Source organism: Rheinheimera texasensis (genome assembly GCF_964031785.1).
GTDB lineage: Bacteria > Pseudomonadota > Gammaproteobacteria > Enterobacterales > Alteromonadaceae > Pararheinheimera > Pararheinheimera texasensis_A.
Genome location: NZ_CAXIRE010000013.1, coordinates 57,965 through 83,249 on the forward strand (window position 1 = coordinate 57,965; position 25,285 = coordinate 83,249).

At 52.0% G+C, this 25,285-nt stretch carries 25 protein-coding genes; 8 read left to right on the plus strand and 17 right to left on the minus strand.

Features of this window, described 5'->3' with window-relative positions:
- Positions 1-53: 53 nt before the first annotated feature.
- Entirely contained in the window at positions 54-896 is an 843-nt protein-coding gene (gene kduI, locus ABNT34_RS03410; RefSeq protein WP_348728811.1) for a 5-dehydro-4-deoxy-D-glucuronate isomerase, read from the minus strand.
- A gap of 30 nt (positions 897-926) precedes the next feature.
- The gene (locus ABNT34_RS03415; protein ID WP_348728813.1) at positions 927-1,694 is read right to left on the minus strand and encodes an SDR family oxidoreductase; all 768 of its coding nucleotides are present in this window, start codon (positions 1,692-1,694) and stop codon (positions 927-929) included.
- 362 nt (positions 1,695-2,056) lie between these two features.
- On the opposite strand from ABNT34_RS03415, the gene ABNT34_RS03420 reads away from it, so the two are divergent.
- The 4 genes from ABNT34_RS03420 (at position 2,057) to ABNT34_RS03435 (ending at position 9,484) form a co-directional block, all read left to right on the plus strand.
- Complete coding sequence (locus ABNT34_RS03420; RefSeq protein WP_348728815.1) at positions 2,057-4,882, plus strand: TonB-dependent receptor; 2,826 nt, start codon at positions 2,057-2,059, stop codon at positions 4,880-4,882.
- 140 nt (positions 4,883-5,022) lie between these two features.
- Positions 5,023-7,560 (plus strand): glycoside hydrolase family 88 protein, encoded by a 2,538-nt coding sequence (locus ABNT34_RS03425; RefSeq protein WP_348728817.1) that lies wholly within the window; start codon positions 5,023-5,025, stop codon positions 7,558-7,560.
- Complete coding sequence (locus ABNT34_RS03430; RefSeq protein ID WP_348728818.1) at positions 7,541-8,629, plus strand: hypothetical protein; 1,089 nt, start codon at positions 7,541-7,543, stop codon at positions 8,627-8,629. The genes ABNT34_RS03425 and ABNT34_RS03430 overlap by 20 nt, the downstream gene beginning before the upstream one ends.
- A gap of 63 nt (positions 8,630-8,692) precedes the next feature.
- Positions 8,693-9,484: a rhamnogalacturonan acetylesterase gene (locus tag ABNT34_RS03435; RefSeq protein WP_348728819.1), complete on the plus strand. Its 792-nt coding sequence runs from the start codon at positions 8,693-8,695 to the stop codon at positions 9,482-9,484.
- 43 nt (positions 9,485-9,527) lie between these two features.
- Here the strand turns inward: ABNT34_RS03435 and ABNT34_RS03440 are convergent, their stop codons facing one another.
- From ABNT34_RS03440 to ABNT34_RS03490, 11 genes are all read right to left on the minus strand, one after another.
- Entirely contained in the window at positions 9,528-10,235 is a 708-nt protein-coding gene (locus ABNT34_RS03440; RefSeq protein WP_348728821.1) for a class I SAM-dependent methyltransferase, read from the minus strand.
- A 118-nt stretch (positions 10,236-10,353) separates the two neighbouring features.
- A complete protein-coding gene (fos, locus tag ABNT34_RS03445) occupies positions 10,354-10,752 on the minus strand; it encodes a fosfomycin resistance glutathione transferase (RefSeq protein ID WP_348728822.1) in 399 nt (132 codons plus the stop codon).
- 46 nt (positions 10,753-10,798) lie between these two features.
- The gene (locus ABNT34_RS03450; protein WP_348728824.1) at positions 10,799-11,635 is read right to left on the minus strand and encodes a hypothetical protein; all 837 of its coding nucleotides are present in this window, start codon (positions 11,633-11,635) and stop codon (positions 10,799-10,801) included.
- 68 nt (positions 11,636-11,703) lie between these two features.
- The gene (locus ABNT34_RS03455; protein WP_348728826.1) at positions 11,704-12,072 is read right to left on the minus strand and encodes a VOC family protein; all 369 of its coding nucleotides are present in this window, start codon (positions 12,070-12,072) and stop codon (positions 11,704-11,706) included.
- Positions 12,073-12,176: 104 nt separating this feature from the next.
- Positions 12,177-12,605 carry a DUF4440 domain-containing protein gene (locus tag ABNT34_RS03460; RefSeq protein WP_348728828.1) on the minus strand — a complete coding sequence of 143 codons (429 nt, stop codon included), beginning with the start codon at positions 12,603-12,605 and terminating at the stop codon, positions 12,177-12,179.
- Between the two features lie 26 nt (positions 12,606-12,631).
- The gene (locus ABNT34_RS03465) at positions 12,632-13,021 is read right to left on the minus strand and encodes a hypothetical protein (protein WP_348728830.1); all 390 of its coding nucleotides are present in this window, start codon (positions 13,019-13,021) and stop codon (positions 12,632-12,634) included.
- Between the two features lie 92 nt (positions 13,022-13,113).
- Complete coding sequence (locus ABNT34_RS03470) at positions 13,114-13,389, minus strand: hypothetical protein (RefSeq protein ID WP_348728832.1); 276 nt, start codon at positions 13,387-13,389, stop codon at positions 13,114-13,116.
- A gap of 190 nt (positions 13,390-13,579) precedes the next feature.
- Positions 13,580-14,257, minus strand: a complete 678-nt coding sequence (locus tag ABNT34_RS03475; RefSeq protein ID WP_348728834.1) for a hypothetical protein — start codon at positions 14,255-14,257, stop codon at positions 13,580-13,582.
- A 59-nt stretch (positions 14,258-14,316) separates the two neighbouring features.
- Positions 14,317-16,050: an AAA family ATPase gene (locus ABNT34_RS03480; protein ID WP_348728836.1), complete on the minus strand. Its 1,734-nt coding sequence runs from the start codon at positions 16,048-16,050 to the stop codon at positions 14,317-14,319.
- A 439-nt stretch (positions 16,051-16,489) separates the two neighbouring features.
- Positions 16,490-16,708 (minus strand): helix-turn-helix transcriptional regulator, encoded by a 219-nt coding sequence (locus tag ABNT34_RS03485; RefSeq protein ID WP_348728838.1) that lies wholly within the window; start codon positions 16,706-16,708, stop codon positions 16,490-16,492.
- Positions 16,708-17,241 carry a DUF2975 domain-containing protein gene (locus ABNT34_RS03490; RefSeq protein WP_348728839.1) on the minus strand — a complete coding sequence of 178 codons (534 nt, stop codon included), beginning with the start codon at positions 17,239-17,241 and terminating at the stop codon, positions 16,708-16,710. The genes ABNT34_RS03485 and ABNT34_RS03490 overlap by 1 nt, the downstream gene beginning before the upstream one ends.
- A gap of 112 nt (positions 17,242-17,353) precedes the next feature.
- Between ABNT34_RS03490 and ABNT34_RS03495 the strand changes: the two genes are divergently transcribed.
- Together ABNT34_RS03495 and ABNT34_RS03500 are read left to right on the plus strand one after the other, a co-directional pair.
- Positions 17,354-18,472, plus strand: a complete 1,119-nt coding sequence (locus tag ABNT34_RS03495; protein ID WP_348728841.1) for a serine hydrolase domain-containing protein — start codon at positions 17,354-17,356, stop codon at positions 18,470-18,472.
- A 169-nt stretch (positions 18,473-18,641) separates the two neighbouring features.
- Complete coding sequence (locus ABNT34_RS03500) at positions 18,642-19,265, plus strand: glutathione S-transferase (RefSeq protein WP_348728842.1); 624 nt, start codon at positions 18,642-18,644, stop codon at positions 19,263-19,265.
- A gap of 22 nt (positions 19,266-19,287) precedes the next feature.
- Here ABNT34_RS03500 and ABNT34_RS03505 read toward each other — a convergent pair whose 3' ends face one another.
- The gene (locus ABNT34_RS03505) at positions 19,288-19,812 is read right to left on the minus strand and encodes a lipocalin family protein (protein ID WP_348728843.1); all 525 of its coding nucleotides are present in this window, start codon (positions 19,810-19,812) and stop codon (positions 19,288-19,290) included.
- A gap of 214 nt (positions 19,813-20,026) precedes the next feature.
- On the opposite strand from ABNT34_RS03505, the gene ABNT34_RS03510 reads away from it, so the two are divergent.
- Positions 20,027-21,349, plus strand: a complete 1,323-nt coding sequence (locus tag ABNT34_RS03510) for a hypothetical protein (protein ID WP_348728844.1) — start codon at positions 20,027-20,029, stop codon at positions 21,347-21,349.
- Between the two features lie 8 nt (positions 21,350-21,357).
- Here the strand turns inward: ABNT34_RS03510 and ABNT34_RS03515 are convergent, their stop codons facing one another.
- The 3 genes from ABNT34_RS03515 to ampC form a co-directional block, all read right to left on the minus strand.
- A complete protein-coding gene (locus ABNT34_RS03515) occupies positions 21,358-21,831 on the minus strand; it encodes an NYN domain-containing protein (RefSeq protein WP_348728846.1) in 474 nt (157 codons plus the stop codon).
- A gap of 92 nt (positions 21,832-21,923) precedes the next feature.
- On the minus strand, positions 21,924-22,853 hold the full coding sequence (locus tag ABNT34_RS03520) for a DUF1186 domain-containing protein (protein WP_348728848.1): 930 nt from the start codon (positions 22,851-22,853) through the stop codon (positions 21,924-21,926).
- 119 nt (positions 22,854-22,972) lie between these two features.
- A complete protein-coding gene (gene ampC / locus ABNT34_RS03525; RefSeq protein WP_348728850.1) occupies positions 22,973-24,121 on the minus strand; it encodes a class C beta-lactamase in 1,149 nt (382 codons plus the stop codon).
- Positions 24,122-24,390: 269 nt separating this feature from the next.
- Here ampC and ampR point away from each other — a divergent pair, with 269 nt between their 5' ends.
- Positions 24,391-25,284 carry a LysR family transcriptional regulator AmpR gene (gene ampR / locus ABNT34_RS03530; protein ID WP_348728852.1) on the plus strand — a complete coding sequence of 298 codons (894 nt, stop codon included), beginning with the start codon at positions 24,391-24,393 and terminating at the stop codon, positions 25,282-25,284.
- The last annotated feature ends 1 nt before the right edge of the window (position 25,285 follow it).

Below are 25,285 nucleotides of genomic sequence, written 5' to 3' on the forward strand. Positions count from 1 at the left end.
CTGGCTGTAATTTTTTATGGTGCCGACGCCGGTTTATAAAGTTGGATCCGCAACTAACGCAAGGCGCTGGCCGGGAATTTATCCATATCGTTGTAATCGTGGTTTTCGCCGGCCATACCCCAGATAAAGGTGTAGCTACCGGTGCCGCAACCGCTGTGAATAGACCAGGGCGGCGACACCACCGCCTGATCATTGCCGGTAAAAATATGCCGGGTTTGTTGTGGTTCGCCCATAAAGTGGCAAACCTGCTGGCCTTCACTGAGGCCAAAATAGAAATAGGCTTCCATCCGCCGGTCATGCTGGTGCGCCGGCATAGTGTTCCAGACACTACCCGGATGCAGCACGGTGAGGCCCATTTGCAGCTGGCAAGTGTCGACCACACCTTTAATCATCAGCTGATAAATGTCGCGTTTGTTGCTGGTCTCAAGCGCGCCCATGTGCAGTACATTACAGTCGGCCATCGTGATATGCCGGTTCGGATATTGATGATGTGCCGGCGTTGAATTCAGATAAAACTTGGCCGGATCCGCCGCATCGTTGGAGACAAAGCGCACGTCGCGTGCGCCTTTACCAACATACAGTGCTTCGCGAAAATTCAGCGGATAAGCCGTACCGTCGACTTCGACCACGCCGGCGCCGCCGGTATTTATCACACCGAGTTCACGCCGCTCTAAAAAATATTCGGTTTTCAACGCATCGACCGTTTGCAGCAACACCGGGCCTTTGACCGGGACGGCGCTGCCGACAATCAGCCGCTCATAGTGGGTGTAGTTCAGCACCAGGGTGTCAGGCTGCATCAGGTTATCCAGCAAAAAATGCTGACGCAGCTTGTCGGTGTCGTAATGCTTCACATCATCCGGATGGGTGGCGTAGCGGTTGGTAAAAACAATGCTCATAAAAACTCCAAAAATTCGACTGAAATTGATCTATCGTGCCAGCCAGCCGCCATCTACGGCGAGTACATGGCCATGCACATAGTCACTGGCGCTGGAGGCGAGGAATATCGCCGCACCGGCCAAATCCGCCGGTTCACCCCAGCGGCCGGCCGGCAGGCGGCTTAAAATTTGTTGATTACGGTCAGCGTTGGCCTGCAGCGCTGCCGTGTTGTCGGTTTTAAAATACCCCGGCGCAATCGCATTAACGTTCACACCAAAGCCAGCCCATTCATTGGCCAGCGCCCGCGTCAGGCCAACTACCGCATGTTTACTGGCGGTATAAGCCGGCACTGTGATGCCGCCGCTGTAAGACAGCATCGAGGCGATATTAATAATTTTGCCGCTTCTGCGTTCAATCATCGCCGTGCCTAAGCGCTGGCTCAGCAAGAAAGTGGCGTCGAGGTTTACCGCTAAATTTTGTTGCCAGTCGCTAAAAGCAAAATCCACTGCCGGCGTGCGGCTGATAGTGCCACCGCAGTTGACCAGAATGTCTATCTGACCGGCGTAATCCAGTGTTTTTTCGGCGAGCTGCACCACGGCATTGCTGTCGGCCAAATCGGCTGAAAATGCCTGGGCTAAACCGCCTTGCTGGCGAATAGCGGCGACAGTCGCATCGCTGCCGCCACTGCCGGAGCTGGCGCACAGGACTTCAGCACCGGCATCAGCCAGCGCCATCGCAATGGCCTGACCCAGGCCACGGCTGGCACCAGTCACTAAGGCTTTTTTGCCGGTCAGGCCAAACAATTGTTGCAGTTGCATCCGTCTCTCCTGTGGCCGGCCTTGATGTTGTCTGGCCAGGCGTGCTGTTATCACTATCGATTACAAATTTTTATCCATATGAAAATAAACAACTTTTATGGATGTGTCCGGCTAGTTTCACCCTGTCACCCCAGCAAATCCACATTTTTTTTGCAGTTTTTTTGTACTGGGTTTGACAGTGATTATGGCTTGGTGTTAGCTTTTTGCCATCGGTGGCAAAAAAACGCAAGCGAATTTTGCCACCGATAGACAAAAACAAAAAACGAATCAACAGGGCTTGTCTTTAAGACGGGCCTGATAAAAAAGCGTCAACGGCGAAGGTCGTATGGCACCATAAGAACAAACCCGACGAGGAAGACATCATGGCAGCTCACAAACAGGCATGGCGCCTGCAACCGCTGACTCTGGCAATGGCCATTGCACTCACCGGCAGCTTCAGTGCTTCAGCACTGGCCGCACAAGACGCAGCTCAGCAAGCCACGCCACAAACCGCCGCAGAAAAAGCCAAAGCAGACAAAGACATCGAAGTCATTGAAGTCATTGAAGTCACCGGCAGCTTCCGCGACAGTCTGTCCAATGCACTAAACGTCAAACGTCAGTCTGACAGCGCCATCGACGCCATCATGGCGGAAGACATCGCCGACTTCCCGGATTTAAACCTGGCCGAATCGCTGCAGCGTATTCCGGGCGTCGCCATCAGCCGCGCCGCCGGTGAAGGCCGCCAAATTACCGTACGGGGTTTAGGCCCTGATTTTACCCGGGTTCGTATTAACGGTATGGAAGCGATCTCCACCTCAGGCGGCACTGACCAAATTGGCGGTGCGAATCGTGGCCGGGGTTTTGACTTCAACACTTTCTCTTCTGATTTGTTCAGCTCGCTGACGGTGCGTAAAACCGCCAGCGCTGATGTGGAAGAAGGCTCTTTAGGCGCCACTGTTGACCTGCGCGCCGCCCGGCCTTTTGACTACGACGGTTTCACCTTTTCCGCGTCTGGCCAGCTCGGTTATAACGATTTATCCGAGAAAAACGACCCGAAAGCGTCGTTCCTGATCAGCGACCACTTCGCCGACGGCAAATTCGGTGCGTTAATTTCCGGTTCTTTTTCTGAGCGCAGCCTCAAAGACCAGGGTGCCAGTACCGTACGCTGGGCCAACGTCAACGACTTTGGCAGCTACCAAGGCTCTAAAACAGCGCCAGAACTGAATACCATCAACAATGCGTTCCGGCCACGTTTACCCCGTTACGATTCCTACACCCATGAAATGGAACGGGTCGGCGCCAGTGCAGCCTTCCAGTACCGGCCGAACGACGACACTAAAGTCGATTTGGATATGCTGTACGCCAGCACCGATGCCAGCCGTAATGAAATTTTCCTGCAAGGTATCTTAAACGCCGGTGCCAACCGCCCCACCACTGCCACTGCAGCGAGCGGCAATACCGGCAATATGAACGTGCTGGAGTATTTCATCGACGACACTAACACCATGACGTACGGCAAGTTCGACAATGCCACAGTGCGCGCGGAAAACCGCTTTGACGAACTGGGCACCGACTTCCACCAAATCAACCTGAACTTCGCCCACCATATCAACGACAGCTTAAAATTTGATGCCATGGTGGGTACTGCGGTGTCGAAATTCGACAACCCGGTGCAAACGACGCTAGTGATGGAAAAAACCGGCGCGGCTTTTAGCTACGACTATCGCGATGGCGCACGGCAGGATCCGATCCTGACCTTCGGCGACAGCATTTTCCAACCGACCGGCTGGACCTCAAACTCAGTGCGGCTGCGTCCGCTGGGTGCGGAAAACCAGTTCGACAGTGCTGAATTAAACCTGACCTGGACCGTCAACGACGTCTGGGTGATCAAAGGTGGTCTGCACAAAAAGGACTTCAGCTTTGAGAGTTACGAAGCGCGTCGCCAGACTGAAAACGGCGCCGGTATCGTTTACACACCTGATTTAATTAAGACTTACAACTCTGGCTTAGGCCCAAATCCAAACTGGCTGGTGCCGGATTTTGCCGCCATCGACGCCAAATATGGCCTGTACAGCAACACGGGCGTATTCACCGTCAGCAAAGATTTCCGCCGTGACGACAACTACTCGGCTGAGGAAAACACCACCGGCATCTGGTTAATGTCATCGTTTAATACTTACTTAAACGAAGCGCCATTCTGGGGTAACGCCGGTGTGCGCCGCGTTGAGACCGAACAAAGCTCCACCGCCTGGGCCACAGTGGGCGTCACGCCAACCCAAGTCACAGTCGAGCATAAATACGACGAGCTGCTGCCATCGCTGAACCTGAACTATGAGCCGTGGGAAGATGTGGTACTGCGCTTTGGTTATGCCGAAGTGATGGCGCGTGCCGGCCTCGGTGCTATCCGGCCGAACGTGTCAGTGTCAGTCTCCGGGAGCGCGCGCTCTGTCGCCGGCGGTAACCCATACCTGGAACCAACCCGCGCCAAAACTTACGATTTAGGCCTGGAGATATACTTCAGCGACGAGTCGATGCTGGGCATTGCGTTGTTCCAGAAAGATATCGACAGCCATGTGCAGACACTGCGTGAAACCAAAGCCTTCACAGAAACCGGCTTACCAGTCTCGGCCGCCGTTGCTGCCTGTACTGCAGGCCCGGGTTATGGCGAGGCCACCGGCTGTAATGAAAACGTCGACTGGTCGATCACCACGCCGTTAAACGGCCCTGGCGGTGATTTAAAAGGTTATGAAGTCAGCTACCAGCTGCCATTTACCTTCCTGCCAGATTTCTGGAACCGCTTTGGTTTTATCGGCAACTACACCCATGTGTCGGCGCAAATGGACTACATCAACACCACAGGTGTGGTGCAGGCCACACGTGACCTGACAGGTCTGTCACGTTCAACTATCGCCGCTACGCTGTATTACGAGCATGAAAAACTCAATGCGCGTGTCAGTTTAGCCAAACGCGACAAGTACTTAACCACTGCCATTGGCCGTGAAAACAACGACATGGAAGGCACCAATGCCACCACCAACGTCGATGCGTCTATGAGTTATGCCTTCACTGAGCAGTGGAAAGTCAGCTTCGAAGCGCTGAACCTGACCAATGAAGTCGATGACCAGTGGGTCGACAGCGCCGGTGACCGCCTGACTTATTACCATGAGACAGGCCGACAGTATTACCTGGGCGTGCAATACAAGTATTGATGTTTGAAAACGGCGCCGGTGCAGACCGGTGCCGGAGTTCTCCCGGCATGGCGCGGAGCGACGCTTGTTCCCGTAACTCCGTGCCCTGGATGTTTGCAGCGGGTCTGTTTGCCCGCTGCCTTTTTTGGACGGTATTTGCTGTGCTTAAAAATCCCCGAGTTGTTTATTTGGTCCGCCAGCCACTGGCATTGCTGATTGGTGGCGTCTGTGCCGGTGTGTTGTTCAGCGGGTGCGCTAAACCTGTGACGCCTGCGAATTCAGCCACTGCAACGGCCCCTGCGGGTCTGGCAACCTTAACTGTTACCAATCCGTCGGCCTTTGCCCGGCCGGATTCGCCGGTGACAGTCGCTTTCACTGATTTAGGGGTGGTCGGCACGCCGGGCGCTTTATCGGTGTGGGCCGGTGCGCGTGAAATCCCCAGCCAGCTGATAGACAGCGACGGCAATGGCAGCCTTGACAGCCTGCTGGCGATGGCTGATTTTGCCGCCGGCGAGCAGCAACAATGGCAAGTGAAACCTATTCCGGCAAAAACTGGCGTGAAACGCACCGCCGCCGAAATTTCGCAAAAAACCGGTGGTGAGTGGCAAGGTAAAGTCTACAAAGGCGGCACTTTTGAGAATGTGCAAAGCCTGACTCCACCGCCGCAATATACTGATCATTCTGAATTTATCCGCTACGAAGGCCCGGGCATTGAGTCGGACCGCGTGGCGTACCGCATTTATCTCGACTGGCGCAACGGCTTTGATATTTTTGGCAATATTACCGGCAGCCCGGTACTGCATCAGGTCGGTTTGGACGGTTACAGCTCTTATCACGAAATGCAGCCGTGGGGCCTGGATTTACTCAAAGTTGGCAAGTCGTTAGGCGCCGGCGGTTTTGGTTATTGGGACGGCAGCGCGGCACAAGGTGTGTCGGTGTTAAAAGGCCACAGCGCGACAATTCATCAGTCAGGCCCGTTATTTTCCTCACTCAGCATTGATTATCACGACTGGCAAATCGCCGGCCGCACGCTGGATGTGCGCGCACACTTAAGCATGCAGGCGGGTAGTCGCTTACTGAGAAATCAGCTGGAACTCAAAGCACCTGATGCCAATGCTAAGCCTCTGGATAATCTGGCGATTGGCCTGGTGAAACATGATGGCACTGAACTGCTGCAAGGTTCGCTGGACATATCCGGTCATCAGTACACTTACCTCGCGACTTATGGCAAACAAAGCCTGAATAACGATTTGCTTGGCATGGCAGTGGTGTTTAAACGCGGCAAACTGCAAAAACTGACCGCAGATGCCAACAGCCACGTGGCGGTGATGGAATTAACCGGGCTGCCACCTGGCAAAGTTGGCGACGCTGCTTCTGGCAACAGCAATCCGGCACGCAAGCTGGATTATTATCTGCTGGCTGCCTGGCAAGGCGAGAAAAACGGCATCACCAATCAGGCGGATTTTGTCGCTTATTTACAGCAGCAGCTGGAAATCCTTGACCGGCCAATTCGGCTCAAAATCAGCAATGCCGCCACCACAGCGGCTGTCAACAAGCCATTAACAGCGCAGCAGGCGCTGTACTGGAGCCAGCAGCTGGCCAATGCCGGTTTGCAGCTGCAGACGCCGCATTATGTCTGGGGCGGCTGGGATTTTGAGCGCGAACGCCCGACTACGTTTGAATACACCACAGGCCTGCTGTTGCAGGCGTATGACGACTTACACCAGCTGGCGCCAAACCCGGCTTACAACCAGGCCATGCTGCAGATGGCCGACTCTTTTGTCGCCGCCGATGGCAGTATTCACAGCTATCAGCGCGACAAATTCAACATCGACAGCATCAACAGCGGCAATGTGCTGCTGCGCGCTTATGAGCAAACCGGTGACGCTAAATACCAAAAAGCCGCCGCGTTATTGCGCGAGCAGCTGAAAGACCACCCGAAAACCAGCAACGGTGCTTTTTGGCACAAAAAAGTGTATCCGCATCAAGTCTGGCTCGATGGCGTGTATATGGGCATTCCGTTTCTGGCGCACCACAACCAATTGTTTAATAACGGCCAGGGTTTAGAAGAAGTGGTGCATGAATTTGTTGCCGTGCGCGACAAATTACGCGACCCGGCCACAGGCCTGTATTTCCACGGCTGGGATGAAAAAAAGCAGCAGGTCTGGGCCAATAAAACCACAGGTTTGTCGCCGGAATTTTGGAGCCGCGGCATCGGTTGGTTAGCGATGGCGGTAGTGGATACACTGGATTATATCCCGCGCGAACGCACTGATTTACGCGCACCGCTGCAGCAAATGGCACAGGAACTGGCGGTGACATTAAAAGCCTATGTCGACCCGGCCTCTCAGGTCTGGTACCAAATCCCGAATAAACCGGGCCTTGCCGGCAATTATCTGGAATCCAGCGCCAGCAGTATGTTTGTGTACTTTTATGCCAAGGCACTGAATCAGGGCCTGATCGACCGCAGTTACCGCGACTTTACCCTGCAGGCATATCAGGGCCTGCTGAACCAGTTTGTGCTGGTTGACGCCAACGGCACGGCGCATCTGACGCAAATGGTACAAGTGGCAGGCCTGGGTTTTGGCCGCGACGGCAGTTATGACTACTATCAAAACGAGCCGGTGATCCGTGACGATGCCAAAGGTGTGGCACCATTTATCATGGCTGGGGTGCAGGTTGCGCGGCTTTTGCAATAAGGCACTGTTCTGCTGCTTTGCGCTGTGGTTTGTCAGCAGTGCTATCGCAGCGGACACAGAGCTGCCACCGCTGCGGCTGCAGGTTGATCCGGTCGCAGGCCCCTATCGCAGTATTCAGCAAGCTCTCGATAGCCTGCCCACTGCAGGCCCGGATGCCAACCGCTGGGCCCTGATCCGCATTGCACCCGGGCACTATCGCGAAAAGCTGTTTCTCAAGCGCGACAAAGTGGTGCTGGCCGGCAGTGGTTTGAGCCGTACCATTCTCCAATACCCGGAACTTCGCCAGCATTTTTTGGCGGCGCGCCAGAGCGCAGCCCTGCCCTCCGGTGCCGATCTGGAAAAAGACTGGGGCGCGGCGGTGGTCAATATCAACGCCAGTGATATTCAGCTGTTAGATTTAGCGGTACACAACAGCTACGCCTTAGAAAACCCACAAGATCCGGCGCGGTTTGAGCATCAGTTTGCCGTGCGCGGTTTTGCCAAAGCGACCCGCATCATCACCGACCAAAGCCAGTTTGCCAGTAACGGCGCCGATACCATGAGCCTGTGGAATAAACAACATGGCATGTATCTGCACCGGCAGAGTTTTTTCAGCGGCCGCGTCGATATGCTGTGCCCGCGTGGCAGCGCGCTGGTGCTCGACAGCGATTTTGTTAATCACAATAAAGCGGCAACGCTGTGGCACGACGGTGAACTGGCCGCCTCGCAGCAGCTGGTGGTGCTGAACTCAAATTTCCATGGCGTGACTGATTTTCAACTGGGCAGACGCCATTACGATGGCCAGTTTGTGCTCGCTGGCAACAGATTCAGCAGCGCGCTGGCAAACCAGCCGATCTTTCGCCGCACTTATCCGCAAGAGCCACAGCGCGACCAGCCGAACCGTTATGGCGACCGGAGCTTCTATGCGCAAAATCAGGGCCCGACGTATCCCTGGCTCACCGACAATTTCAGCCCGGCACAACAAACCGCCTATGCCGACGCGCAAAGCGCCAGCATGACGGTATTCGGTAAGCACTGGCAGCCGCTGGCCGAACTGGCCCGAACCCGGCAATGGCTTCACCACAAATAAAAAATCACCTGGCTACGGACATACAACCGCCACGGCAAAAAAACCAACAACCGGATGACCCAAATGACCAAATTCGCTACTGTATCTGTTTTCCTGATGGGACTGCTGATTTTGCCTGTATCCACCCAAGCCACCGGTATTCCCGCCGGCACTAGCACCTCGATGCCAGCGCCGCGCCTGCATCTGGTCGGCGATTCCACCATGGCCGACAAAACCAACCTGAATTATCCCGAACGCGGCTGGGGCCAGCTGCTGCGCGCTTTTATGACGCCGGAACTGTCCATCATCAATCACGCCGCCAATGGCCGCAGCACGCTGCGTTTTTTAAATGAAGGCCGCTGGCAATTGTTAGTCAGTGATTTAGGCCAGGGCGATTACGTGCTGATCCAGTTTGGCCACAATGACCAGAAACAAGACGACCCGGCGCGTTACGCTGCAGTGGATTCCACCTACCCACAACTGCTGCGCCGTTTTATCAGCGAAGTGCGCAGCAAAGGCGCAATCCCCATGCTCGCCACGTCGATTTGCCGGCGTAGTTTTAATGACCAAGGCAAACTTGAAAACAACCTCGCCGACTACGCTGAAGCGGCGCGTAAAGTAGCTGCCAGTGAAAAAGTGGAACTCTTTGATTTAAACGCACAAAGCTGCGCTGATTTAACCCGCTTCGGCGCCGCCGCCAGCCAGGCCTATTTTATCCAGGTGCCGGCCGGCCTCTACCAACAATTCCCGGAAGGCAAAATCGACAACACCCACCTGTCAGTGCAAGGCGCCAGCTGGATAGCCCAGTTGTTTGTGCGCGATTTAAAAACGCGGCAGCATCCGCTGGTTCAATTTGTCTGGCGCGAGCTGCTATAAGCTATTGATTTTTTTTGGTATCGGCAGATGTTCTGGTGAGTATTCAAACAGCCCCGGCACTGCGAGCGGCAAACCAGGCATGTACCAGCCCCGCCTGATAAAACTGCACCGGAGCGTCAAAACCACCGCGTCGGATCAGCGCTTTCACGGCTTCAGGTGGCAGAATTGCCACATCTTTTTGCCATGCGCTGTGCGTTCTTTCGATAGCATCTGCCGGCGCTTTTGCGCCCTGTAACATACTGACCCACGCCTTCAGCAATACCTGATATTCAGTGGAAGCCAGGTCTGAACACAGATCTGCACTGACCAAAATACCTGTGGGTTTTAGTCTCGCAGCAATACCGGCAAAGAATTGCGAGCGTAACGATGGGTCCAGGATAAACTGCGACACCATAAAGCAAGTGGCGGCATCCTGTGGCCCGACATCAGGCAGCGACTCGACATAACCCTGGTAAAAAGTACAGCGCGAGATAAACCCTTCTTGTTCAGCGCGTTGGCGGCACACCTCCAGCATGGCGCCAGAGGGTTCCACTGCGGTAAATTGCCAGTGCGGAAATCTGTGGGCTAAATACGCCAGTTCAGCGCCGGCACCCAGACCGACACAAAGAATACGGGCAGTCTGCGGCAAATCAGCCAGCAGCCATTGCAGCTGGAAATACAGCCCCTCATGCACAGGCGCAATTTTCTGCTGTTGTGCTGCGTAACCAGCCGCTTGCCGGTCAAATACCGCTTTAAGTTCTGCCTGATCCATGTGGTGGTGGCTCCTGAATGATGAGATAACACGGAAAAAATACCAAAAAGGACACAGACGTTTGACGGTCTGAGACCGGCTGACGGTCGGTCAATCGCAGATTGTTGCTGATGTTTGCTTATAACCAGACCAGTCCAGAATATGGGGCCAGAGCTAAAGAATTTAAACGGGTCTGCAGGCTGCCGCTATGGGCTTCAAAGCGATGCCCGTCCGGGTCGGAAAAGTAGATGGATTGCCCTTCACTGCTGTTTTGCTTCCATTCAGTCACGCCTGCGGTTCTTAATTTATCCGCAAATGACAAAAAATCATCTTCGGCAATATCAAAGGCAATATGCGAATAATCCTGCGCCGGCGCGACTTTATCAATGGAGAGACAAATCCAGAGATCCCCCAGACTCAGATAAGCTCCAGCGTCCCAACGTACATGGCCCTGCATGCCAAGGAGGTCGGTATAAAAACGCAAAGAACGCTCTAAGTCACTGACGGCAATAGTGATATGGTTCAGTCCGCGTAGCATAGGATTTCCTTATCAAATGTAACCTTTGAACTCAGGCCGCCGCCCGTCAGGGCCGGCGCACCTGCTGTGAATGGTTAGCCTCAGACAAAACAGCCACTAACCGCTCAATGTCTTCTGGCGCAGAAATACCACGAGAAACAGCTAGAAACGAGATGAGCGTCATTGGCGCTTGAAGCTTTGATGCTGCAAAGGTCTTGTGATGCCCATCCAGCAGGTAATGTGTCAGGCACCAATGACTGGTGATCTCTCGCCCCTCTTCCCAATCCGCAGGGGACTTGATGTCCAGAATGCTGATTGCCAGGGCCGTTGGCTCACTGCCATTTTGGAACAGAGCTTCATACTCAGCGATCTGCGAACTTTCCAGCCATGAACCGGGAAACATCGGCACGACGAACTGACAGAGCAGCTCGCTTGTCGAGATATTGCTATTTGGCAGACGGTAATACTGAATTTTTGGCGAATGAGGCAGCCCCCAAAACCCATCAACACCCCAAAGGGCAACCTGTTCATGCGAAAAGTAGTCATTGTCGCCGCCTAATTGAACGAGTTGTGGGTTCGCACGGAGCAGCAAAGCCTCGTACTTCTCATTCGGCACTATCTTTGAAAGTTCAGAAACAACCTGCGCATTAAGTGATGTAACGCCTTCATTCAGTGTTTGCGCTATGGCGTCAGAACCCAGGCTCTGGTTTGCTCCTTCCAACCGCTCAAAAAAGAACGAGCACGTATTGCAGATATTGCCGATGTGATAGGCATTCTTCCCATCTACAGTCAAATATCTATCCCATATTTGCCAGGCACCACCGCCTGTCGTGGCGAACCCAAGAATACTGTTCGAACCTGAAACTTCAATTTCTCTGTTTTCCAGTAGCATCTCAATACTCACTCCAATCCGTGGATTAGCTTTGTCGCAGCCATATGAGCCTCACGCTTTCCCGAGTTGGTAGGCGACCCCTACAGCACCTGGCCGATGCGAGTTTGTGATCCGTTTTCGTCGATGACAGCAAACTCACGCATACCCCATGGCTTATTCTCGAGTGGAGTGATGCGCGGTATTCCACAACCCGGCAAACCCGCTGCAGAAAACGCCGCGTACAGCGCGGACACGTCACCAACCCTGAAATAACAGCCGAACGACGACTCTGATGGCACGAGGCTCTCGTGCAGAAAAAAGTGGACCTCCAGCGACCCCCGATCCGCTATCGCGTAGTCACCGGCCGGCGAGACGACCTCAAAATCGAATCCAAGCCGTTGGTAGAATGCAGCCGTCCGTTCCATCGATCTCGCGGGCAGTTGGGGAATAGCAATATCGCGGTCTTCCATATGCACTCACCTTGGTTGCGTCGAACTATCGCCTAAACGGCGAGCATCATGTTTCGAGTCCTGTGCCGCAGGAGCTGTGGGCTGGCGTTTGTCAGGGCAACCAGCTAGAACGAAGCGCATGTTGTCCCTTGATGATAAATCATTTGCCAGTGACCGCTCTCACTCCGACGCCAGATTGAACACCTATGCGAGTAGACTGGTGATCGTTGCTCAATTCTTAACACCTCTGCTTTGTACAACAGCTGAGCGCAATCTAGACCAAGCAATCGCAACTCATAATCTCGCGCAGTTATCTCAGGGGCAACTTCAGTTGGTAAACGCTTCAAAACGTCGGACTTATCAAATCGTAATCCTGAAGCACTAACCTCAGTAAAATCGTCGGAAATTAACTCAGTAAGTTCAGTGAAGGAGCTCCGAACATTCGGTTGAAAAAGGCGCTCCTCAAGCTCAATTAATGTATTTTTCAATTCTTCCACAGGAACCCCAAACACCCTAACGCCGCAAGCAGCGGCGAGCGTTAGCGAGTCCAGCACCGAAGGTGCGATGCTGACTTGCCTTGTTAGCTGCTGACATTAATTGATTTGCTCATTTTAAAGAAACTTAAGCCGATTGCCGCACTAATTGCCAAAGAGTACAAATAAAATTGTTTACTGTCGTTTAGATACAGTAAAAACGATGGCAGCACACTGAAAAATACAATGCTCGGGTAAGAAGCAAAATTAAACCTTTTAGCCAACACCCAAAGCGGAACTATAGAAAATACGCCGATAACTGCACTTAAGCTTGTTAACAACACACCTAATTCAAGAATGAACCTGAGGTCGTCAAAGTTGCTAAAAGATAGTGCATGTTTTTGTAACCAAGCAAAAAGAGCAATATATAAAGGTAAACCGACAAAGACATTTGCCAAGAGGAATCTAGAAATGGCTAACTTGGTTGAATCTTTCATAGTTCAGCTAACTACCAAATTTAGCGCGGAAAAACGCGCATGCGTTTTGCCGTCGCAGCCCATGCGAAGCGTGGGCGATTAAGATTTGCTTGTTAGTTGTCATGACTTGCTAACCTTTGAAAACGCACCGCAGCCAATTTCTCAGCTCTGCTCCCAACATATTTATATGATTTCATGTGCTTCTCTAATACAGAGGCGAGTGCTTCTGGAATCTCTGTGCGGAATGTAAGAGAAATTGCACCTCCCCACTCCATACAAATGTTGAAGCTATACCCTAAGAAAGTTCCTTTCACATCCAATTCGTCAGTCTGCATAACATAATGAAAAGATTTGAATTCCAAGCCTTCAAGTGATTCAACATATGCCATTAGAGCTATCACTGATGGCTGGAAGACGCCGTGCCACCAACTTCGGGGTTCCTCTTGGATGGTTATGTATGTCATGACGGTTCATCCATGCAGCAACTAACGCGAAGCTTTGGGGCGGCAGAAGCGCAGCGTAAGCCGTCCCTGCCACGATAGTGGCAACAAAAGCGCCTTGTTATGCGATTGCTTACATTTAACCATTTGAGCTTATGTATATTGTCTCAATTACAGTTTTGTCTTTAGCGCAGTAGACTAATACGTCATTAGACGACCATTTTATGGTCCCAACCAGACTGTTAAACATGAACTCGTCTGGCTCAACTGAAAAAAGCTGTCTTTCGAGTATTTTATGACCACGATTGTCATTCACTACGACGCTTAAAATGAAGTCATTTTCGGTGTGAGACGCTTTCAAAATGGCTACAAAACTTCGAGACCGATTGTGTTTTTTTGACACTTCATATGAGTTATCAAAATTATCATCAATGACCTTTTGTCTAGCCCGAATGAATGGTTCGGTATCCCACCCCATTAACTCGCAGACTTTAAGAAGCGAAGCACCCAGAGTATCCAACAAATGAGACTTCTTTTCTCGATCTTTCAAACCGTAGTAATAGTCAAAATCGAAGCTATGATAGTACTTCAGAACTGAACTACTCCATTCAGTCATACCATTTCTTTGGTCATCCTCACTAAGCTTAATAACTACTCTATATATTTTGTCTGTCTCTATACCCTTAAAATGGCGCTCAAAATGAGCACAGACACATCGATTTTCGAGCGTGAAAGCCCTTGAATCACTTAAATCAATTTTATATGCCCAGAATACAAATTCAGAAAGTTTCAATACAATTCCTAACGTTTGACGCATAACTTTTACTTGTGGGGCTGCGAAGCAGTCCCACACCAAGTTTTGTTATAAGGATGCACTCACAGCCATGCAATTAAATCATTAACAGAAATAGGATCTGCACATACTGAGTTGATGTCATTGCCAACCATATTGATTCTATTTTTAAATCCAGCCCATTCACCTTCATTTTTACCTCGAAGCCCAAGGTGAGATTCAATGCTGCCTTTTTGCCACACCCAGATATTTTGCGCTTTAAGGAGTTGATGTAAATTATTTATATGGATAATTGAACGAGCGTCTTTAACTAATGCCTCGCAATGTTTAGCTCCAGGTGTATCTCCTTTCATTTGGATAACACCTTGATCTTTTAACTCATTTAATATCGTTCTCAATGCTACGAGATCAGGATTGTCTGCACTGACAATCCTACTGTGTATAGCACCTTTGAAAAGATAATCCATATCTACAATTGCCTTAGTTGGCAGATCCATTTCTCTTAAAATTTGAATTGTTTTACCTATATTATCAACAGAGCCTGTTTCAATTAGTGCAGTATTGTTTTGCCCTAATGTTTTATTTTTGACTTTTTGATATATAAAAGGCAATAGCCGTAACTCTGTTTTCCCTTCTGTTAATATAACCTCGTTTGCAAAAAGAATTTTAGTTGATTGACTAAGGGAAAATAAATGATTAGCTTGTGAAATTGCATCAGGAACAACTTGGCTAATAGCGTCATTTAAACGTTTTCGACTATGCGTACCATCTTGATTATTCTTTCGAATTAATAAAGTGTGTTGCGCTCGATCCTCTGTGATCATCTGCGCCGAATGAGTAGTAAAGACTATTTGATATCCAGACTCTGATAAACTATGTAAAGCCTCTCTAACTTGTTCTATTGCAAAAGGGTGTAAATATAATTCCGGCTCATCTATTAGTAATAAAGTTGTTGTGATTGATTCGTTATTTTGTTTAATTTCCGAAAGATACTGAATAAGCGCCATTTGGACGGATCTCTGGGTTCCATGACCATATGATGATATTTCTCGACCAGTCTGATTTTGTTCATAGACTTTTACTGTACCAGAGTTTAACAACTCTTCTAGATTTGGCATTTCAAAATGGAGCTTTATATTTACGCCGGGGAAATAGTTTACTAGTGTGTTATTTATTTGCCTGTCAATATAATTAAGCTCTTGAATTCTCTTGCTGCCATCAGCATCAATCCTTCTTGAAATTGCATCCAAGTGTCTACTGATTCTTAATGTTTGCGCTTGTTGTATTGAAACAGAAATTTCTTTGAGTAGTTTACCAATAGTGGATGTCGATTTTGCCTTAGACGCATCGTCTGCTGCATTTTCCATTGCACCAATTTTGATTGGGTCTGGGAATAATGCCTTAATTGCATTCCAAATTCCGCGTGGATTTTTCTGGAAACTATCTTGTACGAAGTTATAAATTTCTAGTCGAACATCAGCTTTTTTAGCTGCATTGGCTGGTTGTGTTCTTTTTATTCGAACGATACCATCGCCGATAAAAGGCCGTAGGGGTTCTCGGTGTTCGTCACTAAGTCGTTGCAAAACCTCCTCAGTAACACCATTTACTATTCCTTCGATAGATATGTCCAAATTAGGATCATTATAATCAGAGGGTGGTAGTAATTTATCATCTAACAACCATTCTAAGGCTGATAAAATATTAGATTTACCTGCATTGTTATATCCAACCATTGGCGTATAAGGAGTTAGATCTATTAACAAGTTTTTGCAGGACTTATAATTCAATATTTGCAGTTTTGAAATATGATGAGCCACTTTAAACCTTAGCATTTCTATAACATATTAATCAAAAGCGAAAACCACGCTTTAAACCGTGGGTATCCCTTTTATCCTGAAAACCCTGTTTCCCCAGCTATCGATAACTACAATAACTTCAACAAACCAGTAATAAAAGTACCGATCGCTGGGACGTGAAAGAAGGTTATATCCGCTATTTCCCGGTCGGGCAAGCCGGTGTTTTTAGATTAGAAATTCTTGCTTCAGCGAAACTTCGGCATTGGCGTGTTTGTGTGCGGCAACTTTGCAGCATCACAAACAGGCATCAGGCTAGCCGGCGGTATTTAGCAGCACGCCAGACATGAACACACCGCATTGACTGCCGCGCAGGAACAATGTGTTACTGGCCGGCGCTTTATCTTATGCAGCAGCGCTGCCGACATTCCACAGTCAAGGCGTGCTGAGGTATCAACAGACCTCAGTCTTGTGGTTGGTCTGGTACAAATTCCAATAAGTCGCCGGGCTGACATTGCAGGAACTCGCAGATCTTCTCCAGCGTATCAAAGCGGATCCCTTTGACCTTGCCCGATTTGAGCAGCGACAAATTCTGTTCTGTGATACCGACATATTCCGCCAGCGCGCGGGATTTTTGTTTACGCGCCGCCAGCATTAAATCCAGTCTTACGATAATTGCCATCAGATAAACTCGCTGTTTTCCTGCTGAAGTTGCTGCCCTTGTTGCATCAGGTGATGCAGCAGATAAAACAACGCGGCCACGCCAATCGCCAGTAAATCTCCGCCACTGACCTGCAGTGTTAAAGTCAGCTGTGTGGTGCCGGGCTGCACCATAAAATCAGCCAGCGAACGCCAGATCCCTTCCAGCAGCGCCAGAACTAACCCGGCGCATAACCATCCGCAAAACTTGCGATACAGCAGCGCGGCAGCCGGCGTAAAGCCTTGCCCTTGCGCAAAGCCGCGCAATAAAGCGGTCAGCCGCCGCCATGCCAGCCACAGCGCAGCCAACGACGGCAAGGCCGCCAGCATGCCACTGCAGCGCTGCAATATAGTCAGATTGGCGGCATCGACGCCCTGCGCACCCAGTTGCAGCTGATAGACCGCACTGCTGGCCAACAACCAGTCTGGCGGTAACCACCAGACCATTACTGCCGCCAGCGCATACACACAAAAAGCGCCCGCCAGCAGCAGACGAAATATTTCCGGCCGATTCATGGCTTTACCCTCAGCTACAAAAAGATTAGTTGAATGTCTAAAGATAATAATTTATCGTTTTACAGTAAGTTCTTACTGTTTTAATCATTCAGCTTATCAGAAGGATATTCAGATGCAAAGAACCCTTTGTCTACCCGGCCCGCGTTGGGCCCGTGTGCTGTGCAGTAGCCTGCTGTGTATCGCTGCATCGGTAATGCCGGCACAGGCCGCTGATTTGGCGAAGCTTTTACAGGAAGTCAGCGCAGATCCGGCGATCCCAGCCACTGCGATAGTACTGATAAATAATGGCCAGATTGTGCAGCAACTGCAACAAGGAGTGCGGGCCGCCGGCGAACAACCGGCGCGGCCGGTCAGCGCAGCGGATGTCTGGCATATTGGCTCCAACGGCAAAGCCATGACGGCCACACTGATGGCCCGGCTGGTGGAGCTGGGTAAATTGCGCTGGGACGATACACTGGCCAGCTTACTGCCTGAACTGGCGCCGCGGATGCATCCGGCCTACCGGCAACTGACCATCACCGACCTGCTGTCGCACCGTGCCGGCCTCGCCGCCAATGCCGATGAAGCCTGGCTGGAATCGACATACACCGACAAAACCAACGTGATGACCCTGCGCCAGTTGTATGCCGCTAAAGTATTAACGCAGGCGCCGATCGCGCCGGCCCGCCAGCAAGCCAATTATTCCAACAGCGGGACCATTTTGTGTGGCGCTATTACCGAGCGCCTGAGCGGAAAACCGTTTGAGCAGCTAATCACCGAGCTGGTGTTTGCGCCTTTGGGCATGCAGGTTGGATTTGGTCCGACGCCGGCCAGTGCCAATACCGGCCATAAAGACGGCAAACCGATACGGGGCGAGCATGCCAGTAATCCGAAAGTGATGATCCCGGCCGGCGATATGTATATGACGATGCAGGACTGGGCCGCCTTTGTCATCGACCAGATGCAGGGCGAACAAGGCCGTGGCAAATTGCTGCAACAAGCCGGTTACCAGCATTTGCATCAGGTGCAGGGCGATTCCGGCGCAGCATTGGGCTGGGGCGTGCGCACCGACTTTCCGCAACAACGGCCGGTGCGTTTGTTAATGCATGCCGGTTCTAATGGCTATTGGCAGGCTGTGGTGACATTGCAGCCGGATACGCAAAAAGCACTGTTGATCGCCAGCAATGCCGGCGAGGGCACGCAGGCAGAAGCCTATCAGATGCAAATCGCCATGACCGTCTTCAGCGAATAAGCGGCAGCATCGGGAAACTCCCTGTTACCGCAACCCGGTTTATCTGCGCGGAGACAGTCTCTATGATAAAACCACGCGCCAGCTGGCGGCCAGACAGCCGTGGTGAATAGCCACGGCATTTTTCTAACAACCATGAACCAAACCGGCCATAGCGGCCCGAGGATCTGCGATGCAACTTTACGGCAAACCCAGCTCCATCAACGTGCGTAAAGTGTTATGGACTCTGGCCGAGCTGAACATCAAGGCCGACCTCATCCCCTGCGGCAGCGGTTTTGTGCCTGTTGATACGGCGGAATTCCGCCAGCTCAACCCAAATGCTTTAGTGCCGGTGCTGGTCGACGGTGATTTTGTGCTGTGGGAATCCAACAGTATTTGCCGTTATCTGGTGCGAAAAAATAGCCATCCTACGTTATTAGGCCGCGATCTGCAGCAAATGGCAAAAGTGGAACAATGGATGGACTGGCAGGCCTGTGAGTTAAACCCGGCCTGGCGTTATGCTTTTATGGCGCTGGTGCGCCAACACCCGGATTTCACTGACCCGGCGGCGATCGCCCAAAGCGCGCAGCAGTGGCAGCACAAACTGCAAATTTTGGACGCGGCGCTGGCGCAAAGCGGCGCTTATATCTGCGGCGCAGATTTTACGTTGGCAGATATTGTACTGGGGTTATCGCTTAACCGCTGGCTGCAAACGCCCATCGCAGAGCGCGCGGCTTTGCCACACCTGATGGCGTATCGGGCCTTACTCGAAAAGCAGCCGGCCGCGCAGCAATTCTGTTTTAACGGCGTCGCCTGACGCTTCAGCCGGCGCCGCGCTGTTAGCATGGACTCAGCCGGATCCAGCTATCTGGCTTAATGCCAATCCGGGTCGCTTCCGCATAAAAGGCCTGGCACTGAGTTTTATCCGGATTGGGGCTTCGCGCCAGCAGCCAGGCGTAGGTTAAATCCGGCCCGACGATCAGCGCCATGCTGTAATCCGGCGCTAATTTCACAATGTTATAAGCGCCGTAAAAAGGCCCGAAAAACGACACTTTTAACCGGCCCTGGTCGGCCGGGCCGTTCATTTTGGCCAGGCCCTCCGCTTCTTCCCATTCGTTGTCTTGCGCCGAAAAACCGCGGTTCAGCACTTTGACGCTGCCGTCCGGGTTCAGGCTGTAATTGGCTGTGACTTGGGTCAGGCCACGTTCAAACGAATGATCCAGCCGGGCGATTTCATGCCATTCGCCCAAATAACGATTCAGTTCAAAAGGTTGTACTGGGGTTAGCCCATCGGGAATGCCGGTGCAGCTGGCCAGTAACAATGTTACAGACAGCAACGCCCCTTTAACCGACTGAAAACTCATTCTTTTATCCTTTTATCTGCTGCATTGCCGGGGAATACGGACAAAAAGCCGTTCCGGCTCAGTGGGCCGATACCGGAAACGAATTGTTGCAATCGTTATGTTTGTGCAACACAGCACTGTGGTTAAGATAAATCCAGCTTTAAGCGCTTGCCGCATCAGGCGACCTCACGTCTACAACATCTGCACAATGGATTATTTTCAGGGAGAAGCCCACATGCGCCTGATTAATTTATCGTCTTTGCTGTTTATTCTTTTATGTTCAAGCGGGGAGTTAAGCGCCGCCGGGCTTGTCACCAGCATCGAAAAAGACCATGCCGGCAACTGGCGGGTGCACTACAGCGCCGACACTGCCATGACCCGGCTGGTGTTTCAGCGCAGCCCTGATCAGTCGCGGCAAACACGCTGGAAACCGGAATCGGCTGCCTTTGAAATTGTAAGTCTCGACGGCCACGAAGCCGTGCGGCGGACCGACGGCAAAGCATTCACCGCAGTTGGATTTCGCCTGACGCCAACCTACGTGGTGCTACCAAAAGAATATGCACCCTTTTCCCCATTCACTGACGGCGGCATGCTAGTCCATTCCGGCCGTTTTTTTGCCTGCCCCGAACAGTGCAACGACAGTCAAAACCAATGGCAGATCCGGCTGCAGGCCGGCAAAAACGAACATATCATTGTCGATGGCAAGGTCCACCGGGCAGAAGCAAGCTGGACAGATCAGGACAGCGGCAAAAGTATTTATGTTGGCAGCAGCAAACCAGTCACCGATGACAACTTTGTCAGTGTGATCGACACGGGTCTGCCAAACGCTTTACAGCAGCTGATGGCGCAACGGCTGCCGGACATTCTGGCTTTTTTTAGCACTAAGATGGGAAAACTCAGCTTCAGGCCCAGCCTGTACGCGTCCTACAGCCCGAACGCGGATGGCGGTTATGGCCATCAGGGCGGCTCTCTGCCAGGTCAGGTTTTTATGCATTGGTATGGCAAACAAGCCGTTGAACAACTGAATGAAAGAGCCACGCTGCTATTTTTTGCCCATGAAGTGGCGCATCTGTATCAGCGCAAAGCGGCAAATGTTGAGCAATTGCAGGACGCCTGGTTACACGAAGGCAGCGCCGAGTTGTTTTCAGCTCTGGCGTACACAGCCATCAGTGCAGATCAGGCGCTGCTGCCGAAAAAACTGAAAATTGTGCAACAAGCCTGTCTGGACGCGCTGGCACAAGACCCGAGATACAGCAGCCAGGCCCAGACCAATCCGAATGTGCATTACAGTTGTGGCATGGTGCTGTTTCACGCCATCCATCAGGATTTAACGGCACAGGGCCATGATGTTTTCACTCAGTGGCTGGCCTTTAATGCCGCGGTCGAACAAGGCAAACCGGCGACACCGGCGACTTTTTTAGCTGTTGTTCGCCCAGCCCTTTCAGCAGATTTTTCCAAGCAACTCAGTGAATTTATCCAAAATCCACAGTTTGATGCTAAAGCGTTTTTTCAGCGGCTGGGCACTCTGCTGCCACCGACCGGTGCAGCCGGCAGCTAGGCGTTGCATCAGCACAACAAAATTTCATCAATCTTTTCATACAGATCGGCGCTGTTAATCAGCGCGTGAGCGGTCAAACCCGGCACGCCATAGACAATGCTGCGGCAGGCAAAACGCTGGCGCACCGCCTGCAGCAGCAAGTCAAAATCGCCATCACCGGACAGCAGCACAATTTCATCGACTTGTTCCGCCTGTTGCAGCACGTCGATAGTGATACCGACATCCCAGTCGCCTTTGGCGCTGCCATCACTGCGCTGAATAAACGGCTTGAGTTTGACCTGAAAACCGATATGCCGCAGCGCGTCCTGAAACTTGCGCTGCTGGTCATCGGCGCGCTCGATGGCATAGGCTGTGGCCAACACAATATCGCCCTGATGCTGTAGTTGCTGCCAAAACCTGCGGTAGTTGAATTGCCGGCCATAAGCCTGGCGGCAGGTGTAATAGATGTTTTGCACGTCCACAAACACAGCGATTTTTTTCATCGGGTTTTGCCGTTAACAAGCCGGGGTTGGCACTATAGCAGCCCGCAGCGCGGCTTGTGCGAATGACAAGTCGCCGCCTTTTCGAAGCCGCCTCAGTTCAGACAGCATTTTTTGTATTTTTTGCCGCTGCCACAAGGGCAGGCATCGTTGCGACCCACCAGCACTTTTGTGCTCATCGCGTTTTCCGGCGAAATAGCACGTCCCGCAGTCACAGGTTCAGCTGTCGCCGCTACGCTGTCTGGCTGAAATGCCAGCCAATGCCGCAATGACATCACATCAAAGCTTGGGCGCACCAGGCCAGACGCTATTGGTTTTTCACTGTTTGCCAGCTGCCAACGGCTGATTTCTCTGGTGCTGATCACTTTTGTATCAATTTTGTTCTGCCGCAGCAGCAGCTCAAACGCCGGTTTGAGTTGTTGCAGACCAAAACTGATACACCAGATCGCCAGTTCGCCCAGCACAAATTTCTGGCCGTGGCGGGAGGCGACATCAATCACTTGTTGCAATAGCGGAACCAGTGTTGTGGTGTCAGGCGCCTGGTCTTGTTGCTCTGCCAACTCCAGCTGGGCAAATAAAGCCGCCAGCGCCGCTGCTTTGACGTAAATTCCGGCTTTTTCACTGAGCAGTAGTTGCTGCAGCGGCACAGACTGACCAGCCGACAGCACAAACAACATAGTCGCCAGATCTTCGGTCATCGCATCGCCGAGCGTGTATTCCAGGTCTGATCCCAGGCCGTCTGTGGTGTCCACCCACTGCATAAAAGCCGGCGCTTGCGACAAATCCGCCACATCAGCTAATAGCATTACGCCGTAAAACAGCAGCTGATATTCGTCATCTGATAATTCTTCATCCGCCTGCATCCGTTGCATCAGCGCGGCGATATGCGGCCAGAACTCCGCCCAGTGACTTTTGGCCGCCAACAACGCATCGGCCGGAAACAGCAACTGTTCCGCATCTGCCGACACCTGCTGTTCGGTACTTAAGCGCAATAAAATCTCGTCTAACGTCATAGATGCAGTCACCACACAGCTCCTGAAGCGGGTATTCAATGGCCGGCAGTCTAACAGTTGCCACTTGGGCCGTCACTTTGCCGCGGCCCTGTGACACAGACCGCGGCCGACAATCTCTTGGCATAAAAGGACTATTTCAGGTTTTCCAGCACCTTGTACGCCACTTCCACCCGCAGAGCATTCGGATAACGCTGGTTAGCCAGCAGTACGATGCCAATCTGGCGCGACGGGATAAAAGCGGCATAAGCACCAAAACCGCCGGTGGCGCCGGTTTTATGTACCCAGCTGTTGGCCACAGCAGGCGCTGGTGGCACTAACACAGTTGCTGCAGTGCCGGCGACAAATTCAGGCGCTGTCATCGCCGTCAAATCTGCCAAAGACACCGGATAATCCAGCATTTCCCAACCCAGGCCCTGATACATTTGTTCAGATTTAGCATAACGTTGCTGTGTTTTGGCAATGCCGGCCCGCAGCAATGGGTCTGTCACTTTTTCTGGTTGCAGGTTGGCTTGAAGCCAGGTCGCTAAATCGCGCACGCTGGCCTTCACGCCGCCCGCTTCATCCAGCAACACCCCAGTGCCAATCCGCACCGGTTTGCCCTCTTTATAACCCCAGGCATATTGCGCCTGAGCTGTTTTCGGCACCTGCAGGTAAGTACTGGGCATCTGCAAGTCTGCGGTCAGTTTGCGAAAGACTTCGGCATAACCTTTGCCGCCGGCAGCAACGGCCAGATGAGCGAACAAACCAATACTGCTGTTGGCGTAGACCCGCTGCGTGCCCGGCGCATACTCCGGTTGCCACTGTTGGTAATAGTTCAGCAGGCTGGCTTTATCGGTGACGTCGTCCGGCATAAACAGCGGCAGGCCACCGGCGGTATAAGTCGCCAGATGCTGCATATTAATTGGCTGCCACTGTTTACCGGTCAAAGCCGGCCAGTGTTTGGCGACCGGGTCAGTAAGCTTGATGTCGCCCCGTTCCAGCGCCATAGCGCCAATCACACCGGCAAAGGTTTTGCTGATGGAACCCAGCTCAAACAAGGTGTCTGGTGTCACGGCTTTTTTTGTCGCGACGTCCGCCTGACCAAAGCTGTAAAAAAACGTTTTGCCCTGCCATAGCACCGCCACAGCCATGCCGGGGATTTGCTGTTGTTGCATCAGGGTTGATACTTGCTGACTGACTGCAGTTTTCAGTGCGGCTTCGTTTTCGATAGTTTGCGCCAGAGCCGGGCCGGCCCAACAGAGCACACAGGTCAGCGCCATCAGGGTTTTGTTGAAATGCATATAATTTCCTTTGCAGTTAAATTGGTTGAAATGAAGTGCCGGGCCCGCACTATCCTTAGCTTGCGCCAGTTGACTTCGCCGGACAAACGGTTAATTTACATATCAGCTGTTAGAAAAACTTACACACCCTCATTCCTTGAAGATTCGGGGTTGTTGACTTTGCTCGCTCGCCGCAGTCACATAGTCAGCGATGCTCCTGCGGTCTCACTCACTTGCCGCCTACCCGAATCTTCAAGTTGATTGGGTATAGATAAACCAACAGGTAGCCGATGACCCGTCGTTATATCCCACTGAAATCACTGCGCGCTTTTGAAGCTGCCGCCCGGCACTTAAGTTTCACTCATGCCGCTATCGAGCTGAATGTTACGCATTCGGCGGTGAGCCAACAGGTAAAACTGCTGGAAGATCAACTGAATTGCCCGCTGTTTTTGCGCATCCCCCGCGGGCTGGCACTGACGCCGGAGGGAGAAACACTGCTGCCGGTGCTTAATGAATCTTTTGACCGCATCGCGCAGCTGTTAGATTATTTTGCCGGCCGCAAGGTGCAGGAAAAACTCAAAATCGGTGTGGTCGGCACCTTTGCCATCGGCTTTTTACTGCCGCGCCTGCAGGCGTTTTATCAGAAATTCCCGCATATTGAGCTGCAAATCTCCACCAACAATAATCGGGTTGATGTCGCCGCCGAAGGCCTGGATTTTGCCATCCGTTTTGGCGACGGCGCCTGGCACGGCACTGCTGCGCAGTATCTGTGTGACAGCCCGCTGACAGCGCTCTGTACGCCCGATATTGCTGCCCAGCTGCAGCAACCGGCTGATCTTTTAAACTTCACGCTGCTGCGCTCCTACCGGCGCGACGAATGGGCCGCCTGGCTGCAACAAGCCGGCGGCCCGCAATTACCGCCAACACATCCGGTCATCGTGTTTGATTCCAGTGTCACTATGCTGGAAGCTGCTCAGACCGGCATTGGCGTCGCCATAGCCCCTGCCCGGATGTTTCAGCATCTATTGCTCAGCGGTCGGATACAAAGGCCATTTCAGCAGGAAATCAGCTTCGGCAGTTATTGGCTGACCCGGCTGCAATCCAAAGCAGAAACCAGCGCCATGCGTGAATTTGCGCAGTGGCTGTGCACAGAGTTAACAGCGAATTCGGAATCTTCGGGTTAAA